Source organism: Vibrio sp. S234-5 (assembly GCF_000960595.1).
Taxonomy (GTDB): Bacteria; Pseudomonadota; Gammaproteobacteria; order Enterobacterales; family Vibrionaceae; genus Vibrio.
Genome location: NZ_JZAM01000133.1, coordinates 23,428 through 39,486, shown reverse-complemented (window position 1 = coordinate 39,486; position 16,059 = coordinate 23,428). Strand labels below are relative to the sequence as shown.

The window sequence follows — 16,059 nt, the reverse complement described above, 5'->3', positions numbered from 1 at the left end:
CCCCGTGAAGCCGAGCTTGAAATCGGCAACTACATGGTGTTTTATAATGAAGAGCGTAACCATCAAGGACTCAATAACCTCACTCCTGATGAGGCCTACTTCGGTAGGCAAAGATACGCAGCATGAGCTGGGTCAACCACTTAAGAAATGAGCTTATGTGTCCAACCATTGGGGTCCACTTCTGGAGTGCCGCAGAGCGATTAGGGTTAATAAAGCGGCATCTCTAATCCCTACGCTTTGGAAAGGCTTACGCCATGATCAAAGCACTCAAGTAAGTTAACTAGGATAGGTATGCCCGAAACTAAGTATATCGTTTAAAAGCTGTACTATTTAGCAAGTGTCCGCTCGTAAGCTGAATTCAGCAACAAAGCCTTAATTTTCTGGAAACTGGTATTCTCCAACCACAAATTTTAGGAAAAATAGTTAGAAATCACCGCTTTTCTGGAAAAGGCCGAAGAGCCTTACCATACAAAACTTTCCAGATTTATTTCAGAATCCACCTGTATTGGTAACTCGACACGATGCGCTAAGGCTCCCCAAAAACATAACCGCGGGCCAACTCACCGGCCCGCGGTCATTTGCTTCCACCTCACAACGACAAGGTCATTCTTGCTGGATCGGTGCTTCTAAACCATAAGATTCATAGATACGAGTGACTTCTCCTGAGCGTCGCATCTCCAATAAAATCGCTTCTAATTGCTCAATGTATTGATAATTCGCAGAACGCCTAGGGACACTAAAAAACCGCCCATTCAGCGACACGTCTTTGTAGGCGATTTTTCTCAACTCCGGATCGCTGTCAAACACCTCCAAACCATGCTGCTCTGAGGTGATAACCAGATCCAACCGGCCCGCCTTGAGCATGTTGATCAATTGATCACCCTTGGTGACAAAGTTTGTGCGCAACTTATCCACGTTTTGATTGAATTGCGAACTATAGAAACTGCCATTAAGCGCACCAATCACATACCCTTTACTGACGATTTCATCAAAATCTTTCGCATCAATATCAGAGTCTTTACGAGTGAAGTAAAACACTTCTCTTTTTCCGTAGCCCATCAAGAGAGGATGTAAGTACGTCTCACGCTCTTCATTCATCGAATGCAAAGGGATGATGTCAACACCACCTTGTGGAGCAACACCAATGGTTCTCGCCCAAGGCGCCTTGGTCCATTCGATTTGATGGCCCATTTTACTGATGGCTTGGGTGATCACATCCCCACCTGGCCCTTTGCACTGACCATCTTCGTAATAAAGATAAGGGAGCCTGTCTCGACAATGTCCTTGCCAAGTCACACTCGCCAACACTGGTGTCGATAAAAATAATCCTAGCCAACCCAACACCAATAATTTAACAGTCACATTCATGCTAATTTCTCCAACCAGTCACAGGTAAACGCATGACAACACGTAAACACAACTTCCTTTGGCGATGTAAAACCATGCGCGCTCAACTCACAGAAACGAAGAATCCATCACTAAACTTGATTTATGCGCTCGTACTCGTTTCATAAGTTTTGCCCAATTTTCATAAAGTGCAACGGCGGGTAGCCAGTCTGCTTTTTGAAAAAGGCGATAAAGGCGCTGTCTGAGGCAAACTCCAGCCAATACGCCACATCGGTGACACACAGGCCTGACGAAAGCAGTTCGATCGATTTGAGCAAGCGCCACTGCTGGCGCCACTCTTGATACGACATACCCGTGTCGGTTTGAAACATTCGTGTGACGGTTTTACTGCTCAGGCCAACACGCTCGGCTAGCTCAGCCGCTGAGGGCGCTAAAAAAGTCTCTTGGGTCATCGCGGCGCGAAATGGTTGTAACCGGGCATCTTGCGGCAAGGGGAGCTGGAAAAAGTGACGTTTAGCGCTGGCGAACTCTTCCCAAAACAGCGCGACGATATTGCGCATCTCTTCTTCCGCCTTGTCCCACGGCCAAAACGCCATGCGTTCAATCAACGCTTGCAACAGTGGGTTGACGTCTATCATCACCAACTCCGTCGGCGCCGTGAACTGGCGACAATCAAAATAGAGCGAGCGATAGGCCACCACATTGGTCATCACCGCGCGATGAGACAGATTGGGCGGGATCCACACGGCTTTTGTCGGCGGCAAGGTACACAGCGAATGGTCCAGTACAAAAGTCATGCAACCTTTCGCCGCGTAAAGTAACTGCCCTTTGCTGTGCTGATGCATACCGGAATCGTGCTGGCCGATCTCTGAGGCGATCCCAATGACGCTGGCGGGCAGCGCATCAGCGTCAAATTGGGTTGCTGGGGTAATCACTGCCATAATGTCTCTTACCATCCATATTCACATCCAGCCATCTTCGCCTGTCCGAATGTTGATATTTTCATTCTGAATGTCGTTAACTTACCCAATATCATGGCAGATATACTCACCGCGAACAAAACAAAGGTGAGAATCGCAATGAAAGCAAAACCCTCTCTTGGCTTAATGGTCGTGATGCTGATGTTTCCGCAAATTGTCGAAACCATTTACAGCCCCGCCTTAGGCTCGATTGCACAGGCATTTAGCGTCTCTTACGCGCAAGCGGCGCAAACTCTCTCGATCTATTTTGGCGCTTTTGCGCTGGGCGTCGCGGTGTGGGGCATTTTGGCGGATCAATGGGGAAGACGCCCCACCATGTTGCTGGGCTTGTTGATCTACGCTGCCAGTGCGTTTACCGCGATATACACCGACAGCTTTACCGTTTTGATGTTGGCGCGCGCTTGCAGTGCGTTTGGTATCGCTGTCGGCTCGGTGGTGACCCAAACGATGTTACGTGATTGTTTTACTGGCGCGGAGCTTGGCAAAGTCTTCAGCTTAATGGGCTTAGGGATATCCATTAGCCCGGTGATCGGCATGTTTAGCGGCGGGCAACTCGCCCAGCTTGGCGGCCATGTGGCGGGCTTTCTGGCTCTGTTTGTCTTGGCGCTTGCCTTGCTGTTCTACAACTTAGTCAAATTGCCTGAAACCCAGCAAAGCAAACATCCCCTTGCACTGGGTGCATTGAGCCGGCGTATGGTCAAAGATGCGCACATCTGGCGTTCGGCCTTATTGGTGGCGCTGTATAACATTGCCCTGTTCTCTTACTACCAACTCGGTGCTTTTGCATTTGCCACGCTCGGTTACTCCGCCGAACAGTTCGGCTACAGCGGCCTCGTGCTTGGACTCGGCTCTTTACTTGGGAGCTACGTGAATAAGGGCTTGCTGGCCAAAAACATGGCACAGCAGAGCTTATTGAAAGCCGCGTCGCTGCTTTTGACGCTCGGCGCTATAGCAGTTTACGCGTTACAGGCGTCGATCTGGTTTGTCGCCCCGATGCTGTTGGTGGTGATGGCGTTTGGCATAGCCATTCCGAATGTGCTGAGCATGGCATTATCACAATACAAAGCGCAGGCAGGCAGTGCTGGCGCGCTATTTGGCCTGATGTATTACCTGTTGATCGGCGCTGGCTTAGCCACCGCGGCGCTCGTCGGCCACCTAGGCTGGGTACTTATCACGTGTGGTAGCGCCACTTTGCTGCTGACACTGTCGGGTAAAACGAAGGGTTAACCAATATAAAAGAAGGCCATCAAACGATGGCCTTTTGCGTTATGGTGCACTATTTTTTACTTCACCGCGCGAACCAGTTCGGCGATGCCGTCCCAATCGCCGCTGTCCATCATGGCGGTGGGTACCATCCAAGTGCCGCCACAAGCGACAACCGATTTCAGCGCGAGATAATCTTCCACGTTAGATGGGCTCACACCGCCTGTTGGCATGAATTCCACTGGGTAAACCGCCGTCAGCGCTTTAAGCATGTTGACGCCGCCTGATGGCTCAGCAGGGAAGAACTTCAGGGTACGTAGACCCATTTCCATCGCTTGTTCTACAAGGCTTGGGTTGTTGACGCCCGGTACAATCGTCACGCCGCGTTGCTGACAGTATTTCACTGTGGTTGGGTTAAAGCCGGGGCTGACAATGAAATCCACACCGGCTTCGATGGCGATGTCCACTTGCTCTGTAGTCAGCACCGTACCTGCGCCAATCAGCAGATCAGGGTACGCTTCACGCATCAGGCGAATCGATTCTGCCGCCGCTTCAGTGCGGAAAGTCACTTCCGCACACGGCAGACCATTTTCCACCAACACTTTCGCGAGTGGCAGCGCATGCGATACGTCGTTGATGGCAATAACCGGGACGATTTGGATTTCTTCTAGTCGTTGTTCAAGTGTTTTCATCGATCACCTCTAAAGAATAAAGCTCAATGTTGCAACGATAATAAAGGCGATACCACCAAGTAACGTTTCCATTACCGTCCAAGTTTTTAAAGTGGTTTTCTCGTCCATTTCCATCAAGCGGGAAACCAACCAGAAACCGGAGTCATTAAAGTGAGACAGCACCGTCGCGCCGCCAGCAATGGCGATCACGATAAAGCACAGATCCAGTTCGCTCAAGCCTGTTGTTGCCGCGACCACAGGCGCAATCAGTGCCGCCGTCGTCGTTAGCGCCACGGTGGCCGAGCCCTGCGCGACGCGCAAGCAAGTGGAGATCACAAACGCGGCCACAATCACCGGCATGCCAGTATCGGTCAGCACGTTAGCCAACGCATCACCAATACCGCTGGCGCGCAACACACCGCCAAACATGCCACCCGCGCCTGTCACGAGGATCACACCACAAATCGGCGCGAGTGAATCGCCGCACAGCTTTTCCAACTTCGCCATGCCGTAATCTTTGGCAAACACCAACAGACACACCACCAAGGTGATGAGCAGCGCCACGGGCGTTTTACCCAGCATGCGTAAAAACGCCACCAATGGTGTTTTACCGTCGATAACGCCCGCCACCGCTAAGGTGTTAAGCACCGTATCAAGACAGATGAGCAGCACCGGCAGCACCAGCAGCGTCATCACGGTAGCAAATTTGGGCATTTGCTTTTCGTCTAGGATGGTGTCGCTATTGAAAAAGGCTTTTGACAGCGGAATGTCGAATTTTTTGCCAGCATATAGACCAAACAAGTAGGCACCAAGATACCAAGTCGGAATCGCGACCAAGATCCCAACCACCAACAACAGGCCGATGTTCGCGCCGAGAAACTCCGCCGCCGCCACTGGGCCCGGGTGCGGCGGCACAAACGCATGCATCACCGCAAATGCGCCCGCAGAGGGCAAGGCATATTTCAGCGGTGAGCCGCCAAAGCGTTTGGCCACGCTGAAGATGATCGGCATCATCACCACAAGGCCTGCGTCAAAAAAGATCGGGAAGCCGAACAGCAGCGAAGCAACCCCCAGTGCAAGCGGCGCACGCTCTTTGCCAAAGCGACCGATCATGGTGTCGGCCAGCACTTTCGCCCCGCCCGTCACTTCCAAAATTTTGCCAATCATGGCGCCAAGGCCAACAAGCAGCGCCACGGAGGCCAGTGTGCCGCCAAAGCCCCCCAGCATGGTGGGCACCACTTTGTCTGCCGTGACGCCAGTGGCGATGGCTGTCGCCAAACTGACGGTGATCAGAGAGACAAAAGCGTGCACTCTGACTTTGATGATAAGGAGAAGCAAGGCGGCAATTGCCAGCGCTGCAACGGTTAAAAGATACGTAGGATCAGGGGTTTGGGCTAGCTGTTCCATAGGTTCACCTTTACGAATTATAGTTTGTGTTGTGGTTCACATTTATTGAAGTTACCGGTAACATGTTACCGATAACATGAATAAGATAAACCCATATTTCCAAGTGAATTTCAATTTTGAGATCACGCGCAAGTTTAGTTATGAGGGCAAATTATGGCGGGTAGTAGTGTCATTGTGATGGGTGTCTGCGCGAGCGGTAAAACCACCATCGGTGAGCTTTTGGCGAAAAAACTGGGGCGTAAATTCATTGACGGCGACGATCTTCATCCTCGCGCTAACATTCAGAAAATGGCCTCTGGCCAGCCGCTGAATGACGATGACCGCACACCATGGCTGGAGCGCATTCGCGATGCGGCCTACAGCTTAGAGAGCAAAAATGAACACGGCGTGATTGTCTGCTCCGCGCTGAAAAAGTGTTACCGCGACCAGATCCGCGATGGCAACCGTAACGTGACGTTTCTGTTTCTCGACGGCGATAAGGCGCTGATTTTAGAGCGCATGCGCCAGCGCCAAGGCCATTTTATGAAAGAGAACATGGTCAACAGCCAGTTTGCCACCTTAGAGCGCCCGGACGATGAGCCGCAAACCCTGATTGTTTCTATCGACGCGCCCATCGAACAGGTGGTGGAAGAAGCCGCCACCGCATTGATCGCACAAAGCGAGGTTGCCTTATGACTCATCCTGTTATTCTTGCGGTCACCGAACGCCTCTCAAAGCGCAGCGCGCAAAGCCGTGCGGCATTTTTAGCCCGTACCGCGCAACAGGCGCAACATGGCAAAGCGCGCGCTCATCTATCTTGCGGTAATTTGGCTCACGCGGTCGCGGCGTCTTGCTCGGCCGAAAAACAGAGTATTCTCAACTTCACCCACGCCAATATCGCCATCATCAACGCTTACAACGACATGTTGAGCGCGCATCAGCCTTATCAATTCTATCCCGCGCAAATCAAAGCCGCGCTGGCTCCGTATGGCCACACGGCGCAAGTTGCGGGCGGCGTGCCTGCAATGTGCGATGGCGTGACCCAAGGCCAGCCGGGGATGGACTTGTCGCTCTTTTCGCGCGATCTGATCGCGCAATCCACCGCCCTCTCTTTGAGCCACAATGTGTTTGACGCCACCTTGCTGCTCGGCATTTGCGACAAAATCGCCCCCGGACAACTGATGGGCGCACTCGCTTACGCGCACTTGCCTACCGCATTTGTGCCAGCGGGTCTCATGGCAACTGGCATCAGCAATGAAGAAAAAGTCGATATTCGCCAAAAATACGCCGCGGGTGACGTGGGTAAAGAGGCGCTGCTCGATATGGAGTGTCGCGCCTACCATTCGGTCGGCACCTGCACCTTCTACGGCACCGCCAACACCAACCAGTTAGTGTTTGAGGCGATGGGTTTGATGCTGCCCGGCTCCGCCTTTGTTCACCCACACAGCGCGCTGCGCAAGGCGCTGACAGAACACGCCGCGCTGAAAATCGCCGCTATGACTTCGGGCTCCTGCCACTATCGCCCGTTGGCCGACGTGGTGACGGAAAAAAGCCTTATCAATGGTATTGTCGCTTTGCTCGCCTCGGGCGGTAGCACCAACCACACCATTCACATGCTGGCGGTGGCGCGCGCTGCCGGGCTGGAGCTAACGTGGCAAGACATCAGTGATTTGTCAGACGTGGTGCCTTTACTGGCGCGGGTTTACCCCAACGGACCGGCGGATATGAATGCGTTTCAGCAAGCCGGAGGCGTGCCAGCGCTGCTGCATCGCTTGAATGAATCGGCTCTGCTGCATCGCGACGTGCAGCCCGTGTTTGGCGAGTTCGACCATCAAATGACGCTGCCTGAGTTAGTCGACGGCAAACTGGTCTGGACAAGCTGCCAAGGCAGTTTAGATCACCAAGTGATTGCCAAGACAGGCGCCGTATTCCAATCGACGGGCGGCACACGCGTGCTGCGCGGCAACTTAGGCCAAGCGGTGGTGAAGGTCTCAGCGGTTAAAGAGGAGCAACGAGTGATTGAAGCGCCGGCAGCCGTATTCCAGTGCCAGCACGAGGTCGAAGCGGCGTACCAACGCGGTGAGCTCAACCGAGATTGCATCGTGGTGGTGACGCACAATGGCCCAGCGGCGAATGGCATGCCAGAGCTGCACAAGCTGATGCCGATCTTAGGCAATCTGCAACAAGCGGGATTTAAAGTGGCGCTGGTCACCGATGGCCGTTTGTCTGGCGCATCAGGCAAAATTCCATCGGCCATCCACGTTTCACCGGAAGCGATACGTGGCGGAGCAATTGGTTTAGTGCGTGATGGTGATTGGCTACGTCTCGACTGCCAAACGGGCGAGCTTAATAATCTCAGCGACACAACAGGTCGCTGCGTGCTTGAAATCGATACAGAGGCAAGCCAGCAAACTTGGGGACGCCATCTGTTTCAGGTGATGCGCCAGCATGTCAGCAGCGCCGATCAAGGGGCGAGTTTTATCATCTGATCAACAAGGGCGCGTTCATCGCGCCCTTGGTTTTAATCACATCGACCGAGTTACACACTCTCGCCAGCGGTAATTTTGTAGCCCATATCCACCACGCTTTGCTCCGGCTGTTCTCCGCGCAGACGCGCCAGCAGCAGCTCGGCACTTTTCTCGCCGATCTGAAAACGGGGCGTATCGACACTGGTCAGCTTCGGGCTGATGGTTTGGCCGATATCGAGCGCGTTATACCCAACCACCGCCAACTGCGCAGGCACAGCAATACCGCGCTGCTGAGCCACCAGCAGCGTACCGATGGCAATGTCGTCGTTGGTACAAAACACCCCATCGAGCGTCGGCATAATGGCCAGCGCGCGTTGCAGCAACTCATCGGCGAGAGAAAAGCTGGAGTGATCGCCCGTGAGCACGTGTTGCGGAGTCAAGCCCGCTTCGAGCATGGCGCGATCATAACCTTGCATGCGCAGCTTAGTGCGCGTGTCTAAACGCGCGCCAAAATAGGCGATGTGCCGTTTGCCCGAGGCAATCATGCGCTTCACCACCTGATACGACGCCTCGATGTGATTCACCCCGACCGCCATATCAATCGGTTGGCTCGGCAACTCCATGGTTTCCACCACAGGGATGCCGGCGTTTTTGATCATCTGCAAGGTGCGTTCGGTGTGGTGGCTCTCGGTCAAAATCAGCCCATCCACCTGATAAGAGAGCAGCGAAGCGATTTTGCGCTCTTCCTCTAACTCGTCATAGCTAAAGTGGGCCAACAGCGTCTCGTAGCCGTGCGCTTTGGTAACGGTTTCAATTCCTTGCACAAAGGAGGCAAAAATCTGGTTGGACAGGGATGGCAGCAGAATGCCAATCGCGCGGCTGGACGATTTGGACAGCATCGCTGGGGCGCGGTTTTCGATGTAACCGAGCTCCTCAATCACCGCGGCAATTTTCTCGCGGGTCTTTTCCGCGACCGACTGCGGATTGCGCAGATAGCGCGAAACGGTCATTTTGGTCACGCCCACTTGGTCGGCGACATCTTGTAGAGTCGTGCGTGCTTTTTTGCTGCTGGGCGCGGCAGAGGTATGTTGAGCCATAAAACGCTTTTTATCAGTAATGTTACGTGTAACATTATGACCCGTCTGCCGCACAGGCACAACCAGTCGACACAGCTAAAAACCGACTAAGGTGATTTTACCTTGCGCCATTTGCTGCAACTGGCAGGAAAAATCGACCCGCTTATCAGCTTCCTTATTAAACAGCACTTTGAGCTTATCGAACGCTTGTGGCGCAAAACTGACGCTTTTGAGCCGCAGACTTTTGCGCGTCAAACTGTCGAGGAACGCCAGCGAGGATTTATCCAGCACCCGCTGGCAGGTGTCGAGTATCGCTTTGCTGACCATCTTTTTGTGCACCGCTTGGCTTAGCTGCTCGGGCGAGATATGCGGATTGGCCGACGCCAGCACGCACACCGCGTAAATATCGAGCACGGCTACGGCGCGCGGTTTTTGCGTTTCCCCATCTTCGTAAATGGCGATCAGACACGGCACCTTGCTGTCATCAAACTGCTGCAAGCGAATATTGGTCAATTCAATCTCGCTGTGCACCACCTTTTTCAGCAGCTTTTCCAGTTGGCTGAGCTTGGGAAGCGCCAGCTCTTTTTGCACTTCCACCAAAGTATCCAGTGCTTTTTCACTCTCTTCCGCCCCTTGCACTAAAGGCAGCAGTTTGCGGTGCAGCGCTTCATCATCAAACGGTTTGCTCAACACAAAACTGGCACCGGCCGCTTTCGCCTGAGCGATTTGCGCCTCATCATCCACAGTGGTGATCATGGCGATTTTGATCTGCGGGTAGCGCTGCGACACCGTCTCCACCAGCGCCAAGCCCGTCATATCCGGCATGTGCCAATCGGTCAGCACTATGTCTGGCTGCCATTGCTCGATCGTCTCCAGCGCTTGTGTGGCGCTGTTGGTCTTTTCAATCGACAAGCGACGATAACCAAAACTTTGCAGCGCTTTGCGCACAATTTCTAACGTTGCCCTGCTGTCATCGACTATCAGTATCTTCACCTTACCGCCAGCTCCACTGCGAAAACTGTTTTAAATTATAGGCACAAAAATCGCTAGCATCTAAACTTAGCCATACCACTAGTCATAAAGTTGATTGTCTATGTCTTTGGAATTGCTGCTAAATGAACTTGGCCCCGATCTGCTGATGACCCTCGCCATCAATCTCGGCTTGCTGATCTTGCTGCTGTGGTTTGTCATTCTCTGGCTGATGCTGCGCGAGTTTCGCCAAGCGCTTGGCTCCTCAGCCAAGGGTGGCGCACTCAGTCAATCGGCTCAAGCACTGTGCGAAGAGTCGGTCAATCACGCGCTCAACTACAGCAATGAAAACCGCGAAACCTTAAATGCGCTGGTGCAAATCCAACAGGCCTTGGAACAACAAGTTGCCGAGATCCGTGCTGCGAGCAGCGGCCACAGCCGTGAAGAGCAAGCGTCGATTGAGCTGCTCAATCAAAAACTGTCCAAATCGCACCAACTCATTCGCAAGCTGAAAGGTGATCTGGATAAAAGTACACGCGGGCTACGTAAAGCCAAAAATATCCTGCTGGAGCAGAATGATACCGTCGCCGGGCTACGCCAGCAGAAAGAAGCGATCGAAAAGCAGTTCGAGCAGCTTGAGCGTGAATACATCATGATCAGCGAAAGCGGCGGATTTCAGGACATAGAGCAGAACTTTGCCAAAGAGAAAGAGCAACTTTTGGCCACCATTGAAAACTATAAGCGCCAGTTAGCCAGCCAGACGGCTTCAGCGCCGCAAGCGTCGGAGCTGAATGAGCTCAAGCAGCAACTGGCCGCCAGCCAAAAACAGTTGCTGCATTTAGGGCGAGAGAAAGCTTTTATCGAGAAGAAGTATTTGGAGCTCAGTGCATCTCAGTCGTCGGATGCCAATTAAGCGCCAAACTTGCCACAGTCAGCGATTAATACCATCATTATTTTATGAGAATGCCATCTCATAAATAAGAAAAATATCACATATATTACATATTTCTTATAGAATTACGGCTAATTAAACAAGAATTAGAAACGTACAGTGCAGTTAGGTTACAGTACCACGCAGGTTTTCTATCACCTGCTGGATCTCGATGACAATCAGAAACAAGACTTTCTTCAAAAGCTCAAATTGAGTTCGCTTGAATTGTATCAGAGCGTCATGCCTTTGCTCGAAGCCGACGGACAAGAGCCTTTCACGCAATTGCTGGGGTTTCACGCTCAACAAGCAACCCAAGCAACGCTGGATCTCTCCGGTTACCTGATCGACAAATACCAGCTCACTCACGAGCTCGGTCGTGGCGGAATGGGGGTGGTGTACGCGGCGTATCGCGCCGATCAAACCTTCGAGCAGCAACTGGCGATCAAGTTCATTCAACCGACCTTAAGCAACATTTTGGGCACTCGAGCGCTGTTTGATGAAGCACAGCTTTTGGCGCGCCTCAATCACCCGAGCATTGCCAAGGTGTTTGACGGCGGCATGCATCAGGATTCGGTTTACATCGTGATGGAGCGGGTCGAAGGCGTGACGCTTGAGCGCTTTTTGCAGCAACACTCGCTTAGCAAGGCGCAAAAACTGACCCTGTTTCGCCACATCTGCCAAGCCATTGAGCACGCCCATCAAAATCAGGTCCTGCACGCCGATCTAAAGCCAGAAAACATTCTCATCGATAAAGATCAGCGGCCTAAACTGCTCGATTTTAACTTAACGCAAAAAGTGTATCCTCCGGCCTGCGGCGAAGGGCAGCTCGGTCTGCTCGCTTACAGCGAACACTACGCCAGCCCAGAGCAGAAAGCGGGCGCGTATCTCACCCAGCAAAGCGACCTCTATTCGCTGGGCAAAATTTTGCAACTGCTTTTCCCCGCGCAGCCCAAGCACTCGGATCTTCGTTTGATTGGCGACAAAGCGACCGCGCAGCGCACCGCAGAGCGCTACCTCAGCGTCAGCGAGCTGCGCCACGACATCGAAAATGTGCTGGCGTGCCGCCCCATTTCGCTCAAGCTGCATAACCCTTTTTACACCACGCGCCGCCTGTTGCAGCGCCGCCCTATCCCTTCGCTATTAATCATCTTGCTGCTGATTTCGGGAGTCAGCTTCACCAGCACCTTAATGGCGAAAAACCGTCAGCTGCATCAAGAAAAATTGATCGCTGAAGAGATGATGTACGAAGTGACCAGTTTGATGTTTCACAGCAAGGGCAACGACGCGACTGAGCTGTCGGTCAACGCCATGCTGGAGATGACGCGGCGACGGATTCTCTCCAACCCGGAGATCCCCAAACACATCAAACAGAAGATGCTGCTGGCGATGCTCACTCCGGTGCCGCAAAAGCAGAGTGTCGACGCCACCCGCCCTGAAACTCAGAAATAAGTAGTACTATGAAACGGATTTTTTCTTTCACTCTGCTGTGGTTGGGCAGCCTTATGGCCCACGCCACGTCGACCCAAACGGGCTATTTTATCGATGCGCCCGTCACCGGGCTCTATTACAAAACCAGCTCGAACTTGAGCGGTTTAACCCACAAAGGGGCATTTCAATACCAGCCCGGCGATGTGGTGAGTTTTTTTCTCGCTCCCAATGAGCAAGGCTACCTGCTCACCACTCTTTCCGCTCAGGAAGTGATTACGCCAACGCTGGCCACCACCAAACCGAGCCGCAGCATCAACCTCACGCGCCTGCTGCTGTCACTCGACAGCACGCCGGAAAATCGCGATGAGATTGTGCTGGTCAGTAGCGTGCTCTCCAACCCTCAATTTCAACAGCAGTTGCAGCGCATCGATCTCAATTTTCTCGACCACAGCGCCGAGCTTTTGGGCTTGCCACTGGTGTCAGTCAAAGAGGCGGTGGCGCACCTAAACCAGAGCCAGCGCTACATTGAGCAGCACTTTATCTCTGACGAGGTGATTTTTTCGCCGCTTAATACCCGTCTGAGCAACATCATGATCAAGAAGAAAGATTGGCGCGGACGCGCTTGCGCGCTGGATGTACGCCATCTCGAACGGCCAGACTACCGCACGCCGATTGGCGAAATGAGCTTTGAAATCACCGCTGAGAGCGTGATCCAATACCCGAGTCTTGGCGACTATTTCAATGGCTGCTTTTTAGACCGAACCCAGCCGCACGCGCATAAAACGGTTGAGCCGCTGAGCGATTTTGCCCACTGGCAAGGGGTGGTTGGCTGCGCGGCCAAAGGCTGCACCCGTAACGATCTCAATGGCTTTTCTTTGGACGATTTCGACGACGAAGGGGATTGGAAATATCGCTCCGTGGCGCTCAACTTCGATCCGCAAACCCAACTGATCCTCGGCAAAGTGCAAGGCATGGGGCGCAGCGAACACGTCCCGCACGCCAATCGCAGCGAAATGATCTGGTTTACCTATCCAGAATCGCTTGGCAACCGCATTGCTTACCAAGGGGTGTGGAAAGAGACTGTCTACCAAGAGAGTGATATCAGCGAGCGCTGCCCGACAACGCGGCGCAGTTACCCGAAAGAGGTCAGCGCGCAATACGCCGACATGTGGTGGCTCAAAAACCCCAACGGCTACGCACAACTGGCACAGATGAACATCATGGTGCGCTGGTTTCCCACCGAGTACCCAGCGCAGTACACCACTTGGGAGTATCTGCCCGCCGGGCAAAGGTGGGACCAAGGGATTTTGTACCGTTACCAGCAGCAAGTTTCCCCACAACGAGACGGCTCCGACCGGATCGATACCTTTCGCATCTCTGAATTTGTTAAAGTCGCAGGAGAAGCTTCATGAAGACAGTAAGCTCACAACTTACCCAAATTATCCGCCAGTGGCAGGCGGGCGATAAGCAGGCCGAAAGTCAGCTCTATCAGTTTGCCTATTTGCAGCTGCGCCACATTGCCCAGCAAGAGCGCGAGCGCAGTGCAGAGAAATATGGCACAGAGAACCAAGTGCTGGCCGACAGCGTCAACAGTACCACCGCTTTAATTCACGATGCCTATTTGAAAATGTCGAACAGCGATCTGAGTGAGATCACTAGCAAGCGGGCATTTTTCCTCATGGCCGCCAAAGTGATGCGGCAGATTTTGATCGACAACGCCCGTGCGCTACAGGCGCAGAAACGTCAGCAAGTGACGCCATTGCCGCACGAACAGGATGAGAAAATCGAGCAGTTGATCATCATGGACAAGGTACTGGACAACTTCAGCATCCGTTACCCGCGTCAGTCCAACGCGCTTAAACTCAAATACCTGATGGGAATGAAAAACGAGGAGATCAGCGAACTGCTCGAGTGCAGCGCCAGCTTGATCGAAAAAGACCTCAAATTCTCCCGTTGCTGGCTGCAATCAAGGATGGCGTAAGCTGATGCGAGCTAAAGCGATTTTCACTGCTGCCGCGTCGCTCGTCGCGCTGGCACTCTGGCAATTGTTCACCCCAAGCCAAGCGCCATCGCCTTCGCCAGCAGCAGCGACGTTGCTCGCGCAGGCCGCTGACCTTCGCTCTGTGGTAAGTAAGGTAAGCCCGCCTGGTAACAAGGTCGGCCCTACGACGCCTGCCCCAGTGACACCGCCTGCGCCGATCGCCGACCCCATTGAACCGAAACCGCCCTCCACGGCGCAACAAGAGCAAGCTTCGCAGGAAGAGGAAGCAAAGGAGCAAGTCGAGCTAACCTTGAGCACGACACAGACTCTCACCTCCACCAGCGAGGGCAATAAAGGCGTGGGCCAGAATCGCCCACCCGAAATCATTGCCACTGTGCAGCAGGCGCTGCAAAGCCAGATAGCAGGCTGGGATCTCGACCAAGGCGCACCACTGCGCTATACCTTGGCGATTGACGGACTGTTCCGTGATCCCGACGGCGATACGCTTACTACCCGAGTGCAGATCAACGTTCCCGGATTAAAGCTCAGTGCGACCAGCCCATTGACGATCGTCGGCAGCCCAAACCAAGCGGTGAAGTCACCACAACTGCTGATTTCAGCGCGCGATGATCACCACGGAATGGATGACGATGCTTGGGTAACGGCGCGCTTTGATCTGCCTGCGATTGGCGAAACGGGTCACGCCTTTACTCATCCCTTGATTGGCCAAACTTTCTATCGCCTCGTCGCCAGCCAAAACTTTGCTGGCACGCGCTACCCGTACGAAGTGATCTACTGCGAAGCGTGGAAGCTGATCAATCATCAGGTCTACTTTGCCGCAGCCAACCAGCGGCGCGCGTGCCCAGATGATGATTCACTGCGCCTGATTGGCGAATTTGAACAGCAAGACGAGACGCTAATCCTCACCAGCAGCCTGTCGGCTTTTGATGCTCAGCAAACTTGGCTACTGCGCAAGAGTTACCCCTCCAACATCAAAGCGGGTCTGACCAATCACCTCATCACAGTGCAAGATGGCAACCGCTACCACACTTACACCATGCTAACTGACAAGCAAGCGATGGAACAGCGGCTGAACGTGCATACCGGGCAAACGCTCTATCAAATGCAGTTTTTTGACTATCTGTTTATTGATGACCGGTTTATCGATGGCCGGTTTACCGCTGGCCAGTCTAACGACCGTGAGCCAAATTACATTGCGGCGAAAGTCGGCAACTACATTTTTGAGCGCCAAGCGGCCGACCCCAGCAGCTATCAGCGGTTTGATTCCGACCTAAACATTCACCCTGTCAGTGGCAGCTTTGATTGTTCAATCTTGCTGCCCTATTTTGACCTGTCCGTTGTTGCTGGACGTGGCGGCTACGAAGATATTGTCTCCTACAGCTACAACATCGAGGGCGTGGCCGAGGTGGCCTGCTTTGCTTTTCCATCGGGCGCAGGGAAAACATCGCTGGCGATCAATCACGATTACCGCGATGACAACGATTTTATTGAGGGCGAAATCTACAGCTATATTCTTCGCCCCAAAGCGCAGTACGCACACCTGCTGGAAGAGCTAAAAATCAATCTGATTTATCACCACCCCATCAAGCCTTAACGCT

The 16,059-nt window shown here is 53.1% G+C and carries 14 protein-coding genes and 1 pseudogene; 9 read left to right on the top strand and 6 right to left on the bottom strand.

Annotated features, from left to right (window positions below; genetic code table 11):
• A pseudogene (locus tag UF06_RS23755) lies at positions 1-126 on the top strand (IS3 family transposase); the annotation flags it as partial.
• 477 nt (positions 127-603) lie between these two features.
• On the opposite strand, the gene UF06_RS05795 reads toward UF06_RS23755, so the two are convergent.
• Both UF06_RS05795 and UF06_RS05790 read right to left on the bottom strand, forming a co-directional pair.
• A complete protein-coding gene (locus UF06_RS05795; protein ID WP_045569602.1) occupies positions 604-1,368 on the bottom strand; it encodes an ABC transporter substrate-binding protein in 765 nt (254 codons plus the stop codon).
• A 140-nt stretch (positions 1,369-1,508) separates the two neighbouring features.
• Positions 1,509-2,288: a helix-turn-helix transcriptional regulator gene (locus UF06_RS05790; RefSeq protein WP_045569601.1), complete on the bottom strand. Its 780-nt coding sequence runs from the start codon at positions 2,286-2,288 to the stop codon at positions 1,509-1,511.
• Positions 2,289-2,426: 138 nt separating this feature from the next.
• On the opposite strand from UF06_RS05790, the gene UF06_RS05785 reads away from it, so the two are divergent.
• Positions 2,427-3,554 (top strand): MFS transporter, encoded by a 1,128-nt coding sequence (locus UF06_RS05785; protein ID WP_045569600.1) that lies wholly within the window; start codon positions 2,427-2,429, stop codon positions 3,552-3,554.
• A 56-nt stretch (positions 3,555-3,610) separates the two neighbouring features.
• Here UF06_RS05785 and UF06_RS05780 read toward each other — a convergent pair whose 3' ends face one another.
• Together UF06_RS05780 and UF06_RS05775 are read right to left on the bottom strand one after the other, a co-directional pair.
• On the bottom strand, positions 3,611-4,222 hold the full coding sequence (locus tag UF06_RS05780) for a bifunctional 4-hydroxy-2-oxoglutarate aldolase/2-dehydro-3-deoxy-phosphogluconate aldolase (protein WP_045569599.1): 612 nt from the start codon (positions 4,220-4,222) through the stop codon (positions 3,611-3,613).
• Between the two features lie 9 nt (positions 4,223-4,231).
• Complete coding sequence (locus UF06_RS05775) at positions 4,232-5,608, bottom strand: GntP family permease (protein ID WP_045569598.1); 1,377 nt, start codon at positions 5,606-5,608, stop codon at positions 4,232-4,234.
• Positions 5,609-5,761: 153 nt separating this feature from the next.
• On the opposite strand from UF06_RS05775, the gene UF06_RS05770 reads away from it, so the two are divergent.
• Together UF06_RS05770 and edd are read left to right on the top strand one after the other, a co-directional pair.
• Positions 5,762-6,283, top strand: a complete 522-nt coding sequence (locus UF06_RS05770) for a gluconokinase (RefSeq protein ID WP_045569597.1) — start codon at positions 5,762-5,764, stop codon at positions 6,281-6,283.
• Positions 6,280-8,076, top strand: coding sequence for a phosphogluconate dehydratase (edd, locus tag UF06_RS05765; protein WP_045569596.1), 1,797 nt, complete (start codon positions 6,280-6,282; stop codon positions 8,074-8,076). Before UF06_RS05770 ends, edd begins: the two co-directional genes overlap by 4 nt.
• Positions 8,077-8,126: 50 nt before the next feature.
• Here edd and UF06_RS05760 read toward each other — a convergent pair whose 3' ends face one another.
• The gene (locus UF06_RS05760) at positions 8,127-9,152 is read right to left on the bottom strand and encodes a substrate-binding domain-containing protein (RefSeq protein WP_045569595.1); all 1,026 of its coding nucleotides are present in this window, start codon (positions 9,150-9,152) and stop codon (positions 8,127-8,129) included.
• A 75-nt stretch (positions 9,153-9,227) separates the two neighbouring features.
• Positions 9,228-10,124 carry a response regulator gene (locus tag UF06_RS05755; protein WP_045569594.1) on the bottom strand — a complete coding sequence of 299 codons (897 nt, stop codon included), beginning with the start codon at positions 10,122-10,124 and terminating at the stop codon, positions 9,228-9,230.
• Between the two features lie 100 nt (positions 10,125-10,224).
• Here UF06_RS05755 and UF06_RS05750 point away from each other — a divergent pair, with 100 nt between their 5' ends.
• From UF06_RS05750 to UF06_RS05730, 5 genes are all read left to right on the top strand, one after another.
• Positions 10,225-11,013, top strand: a complete 789-nt coding sequence (locus tag UF06_RS05750) for a hypothetical protein (RefSeq protein ID WP_039439150.1) — start codon at positions 10,225-10,227, stop codon at positions 11,011-11,013.
• A 138-nt stretch (positions 11,014-11,151) separates the two neighbouring features.
• Positions 11,152-12,480, top strand: a complete 1,329-nt coding sequence (locus UF06_RS05745) for a serine/threonine-protein kinase (RefSeq protein ID WP_045569593.1) — start codon at positions 11,152-11,154, stop codon at positions 12,478-12,480.
• Positions 12,481-12,488: 8 nt separating this feature from the next.
• Entirely contained in the window at positions 12,489-13,871 is a 1,383-nt protein-coding gene (locus UF06_RS05740; protein ID WP_045569592.1) for a hypothetical protein, read from the top strand.
• Complete coding sequence (locus UF06_RS05735) at positions 13,868-14,440, top strand: sigma-70 family RNA polymerase sigma factor (RefSeq protein ID WP_045569591.1); 573 nt, start codon at positions 13,868-13,870, stop codon at positions 14,438-14,440. The genes UF06_RS05740 and UF06_RS05735 overlap by 4 nt, the downstream gene beginning before the upstream one ends.
• A gap of 4 nt (positions 14,441-14,444) precedes the next feature.
• Positions 14,445-16,055 (top strand): hypothetical protein, encoded by a 1,611-nt coding sequence (locus UF06_RS05730; RefSeq protein ID WP_045569590.1) that lies wholly within the window; start codon positions 14,445-14,447, stop codon positions 16,053-16,055.
• The last annotated feature ends 4 nt before the right edge of the window (positions 16,056-16,059 follow it).

Excerpts from the sequence above, each read along its gene's own strand:
- UF06_RS05795 (WP_045569602.1), bottom strand. The coding sequence starts at position 1,368 with ATGAATGTGACTGTTAAATTATTGGTGTTGGGTTGGCTAGGATTATTT.
- UF06_RS05790 (WP_045569601.1), bottom strand. The coding sequence starts at position 2,288 with ATGGCAGTGATTACCCCAGCAACCCAATTTGACGCTGATGCGCTGCCC.
- UF06_RS05785 (WP_045569600.1), top strand. The coding sequence starts at position 2,427 with ATGAAAGCAAAACCCTCTCTTGGCTTAATGGTCGTGATGCTGATGTTT.
- UF06_RS05780 (WP_045569599.1), bottom strand. The coding sequence starts at position 4,222 with ATGAAAACACTTGAACAACGACTAGAAGAAATCCAAATCGTCCCGGTT.
- UF06_RS05775 (WP_045569598.1), bottom strand. The coding sequence starts at position 5,608 with ATGGAACAGCTAGCCCAAACCCCTGATCCTACGTATCTTTTAACCGTT.
- UF06_RS05770 (WP_045569597.1), top strand. The coding sequence starts at position 5,762 with ATGGCGGGTAGTAGTGTCATTGTGATGGGTGTCTGCGCGAGCGGTAAA.
- edd (WP_045569596.1), top strand. The coding sequence starts at position 6,280 with ATGACTCATCCTGTTATTCTTGCGGTCACCGAACGCCTCTCAAAGCGC.
- UF06_RS05760 (WP_045569595.1), bottom strand. The coding sequence starts at position 9,152 with ATGGCTCAACATACCTCTGCCGCGCCCAGCAGCAAAAAAGCACGCACG.
- UF06_RS05750 (WP_039439150.1), top strand. The coding sequence starts at position 10,225 with ATGTCTTTGGAATTGCTGCTAAATGAACTTGGCCCCGATCTGCTGATG.
- UF06_RS05740 (WP_045569592.1), top strand. The coding sequence starts at position 12,489 with ATGAAACGGATTTTTTCTTTCACTCTGCTGTGGTTGGGCAGCCTTATG.
- UF06_RS05735 (WP_045569591.1), top strand. The coding sequence starts at position 13,868 with ATGAAGACAGTAAGCTCACAACTTACCCAAATTATCCGCCAGTGGCAG.
- UF06_RS05730 (WP_045569590.1), top strand. The coding sequence starts at position 14,445 with ATGCGAGCTAAAGCGATTTTCACTGCTGCCGCGTCGCTCGTCGCGCTG.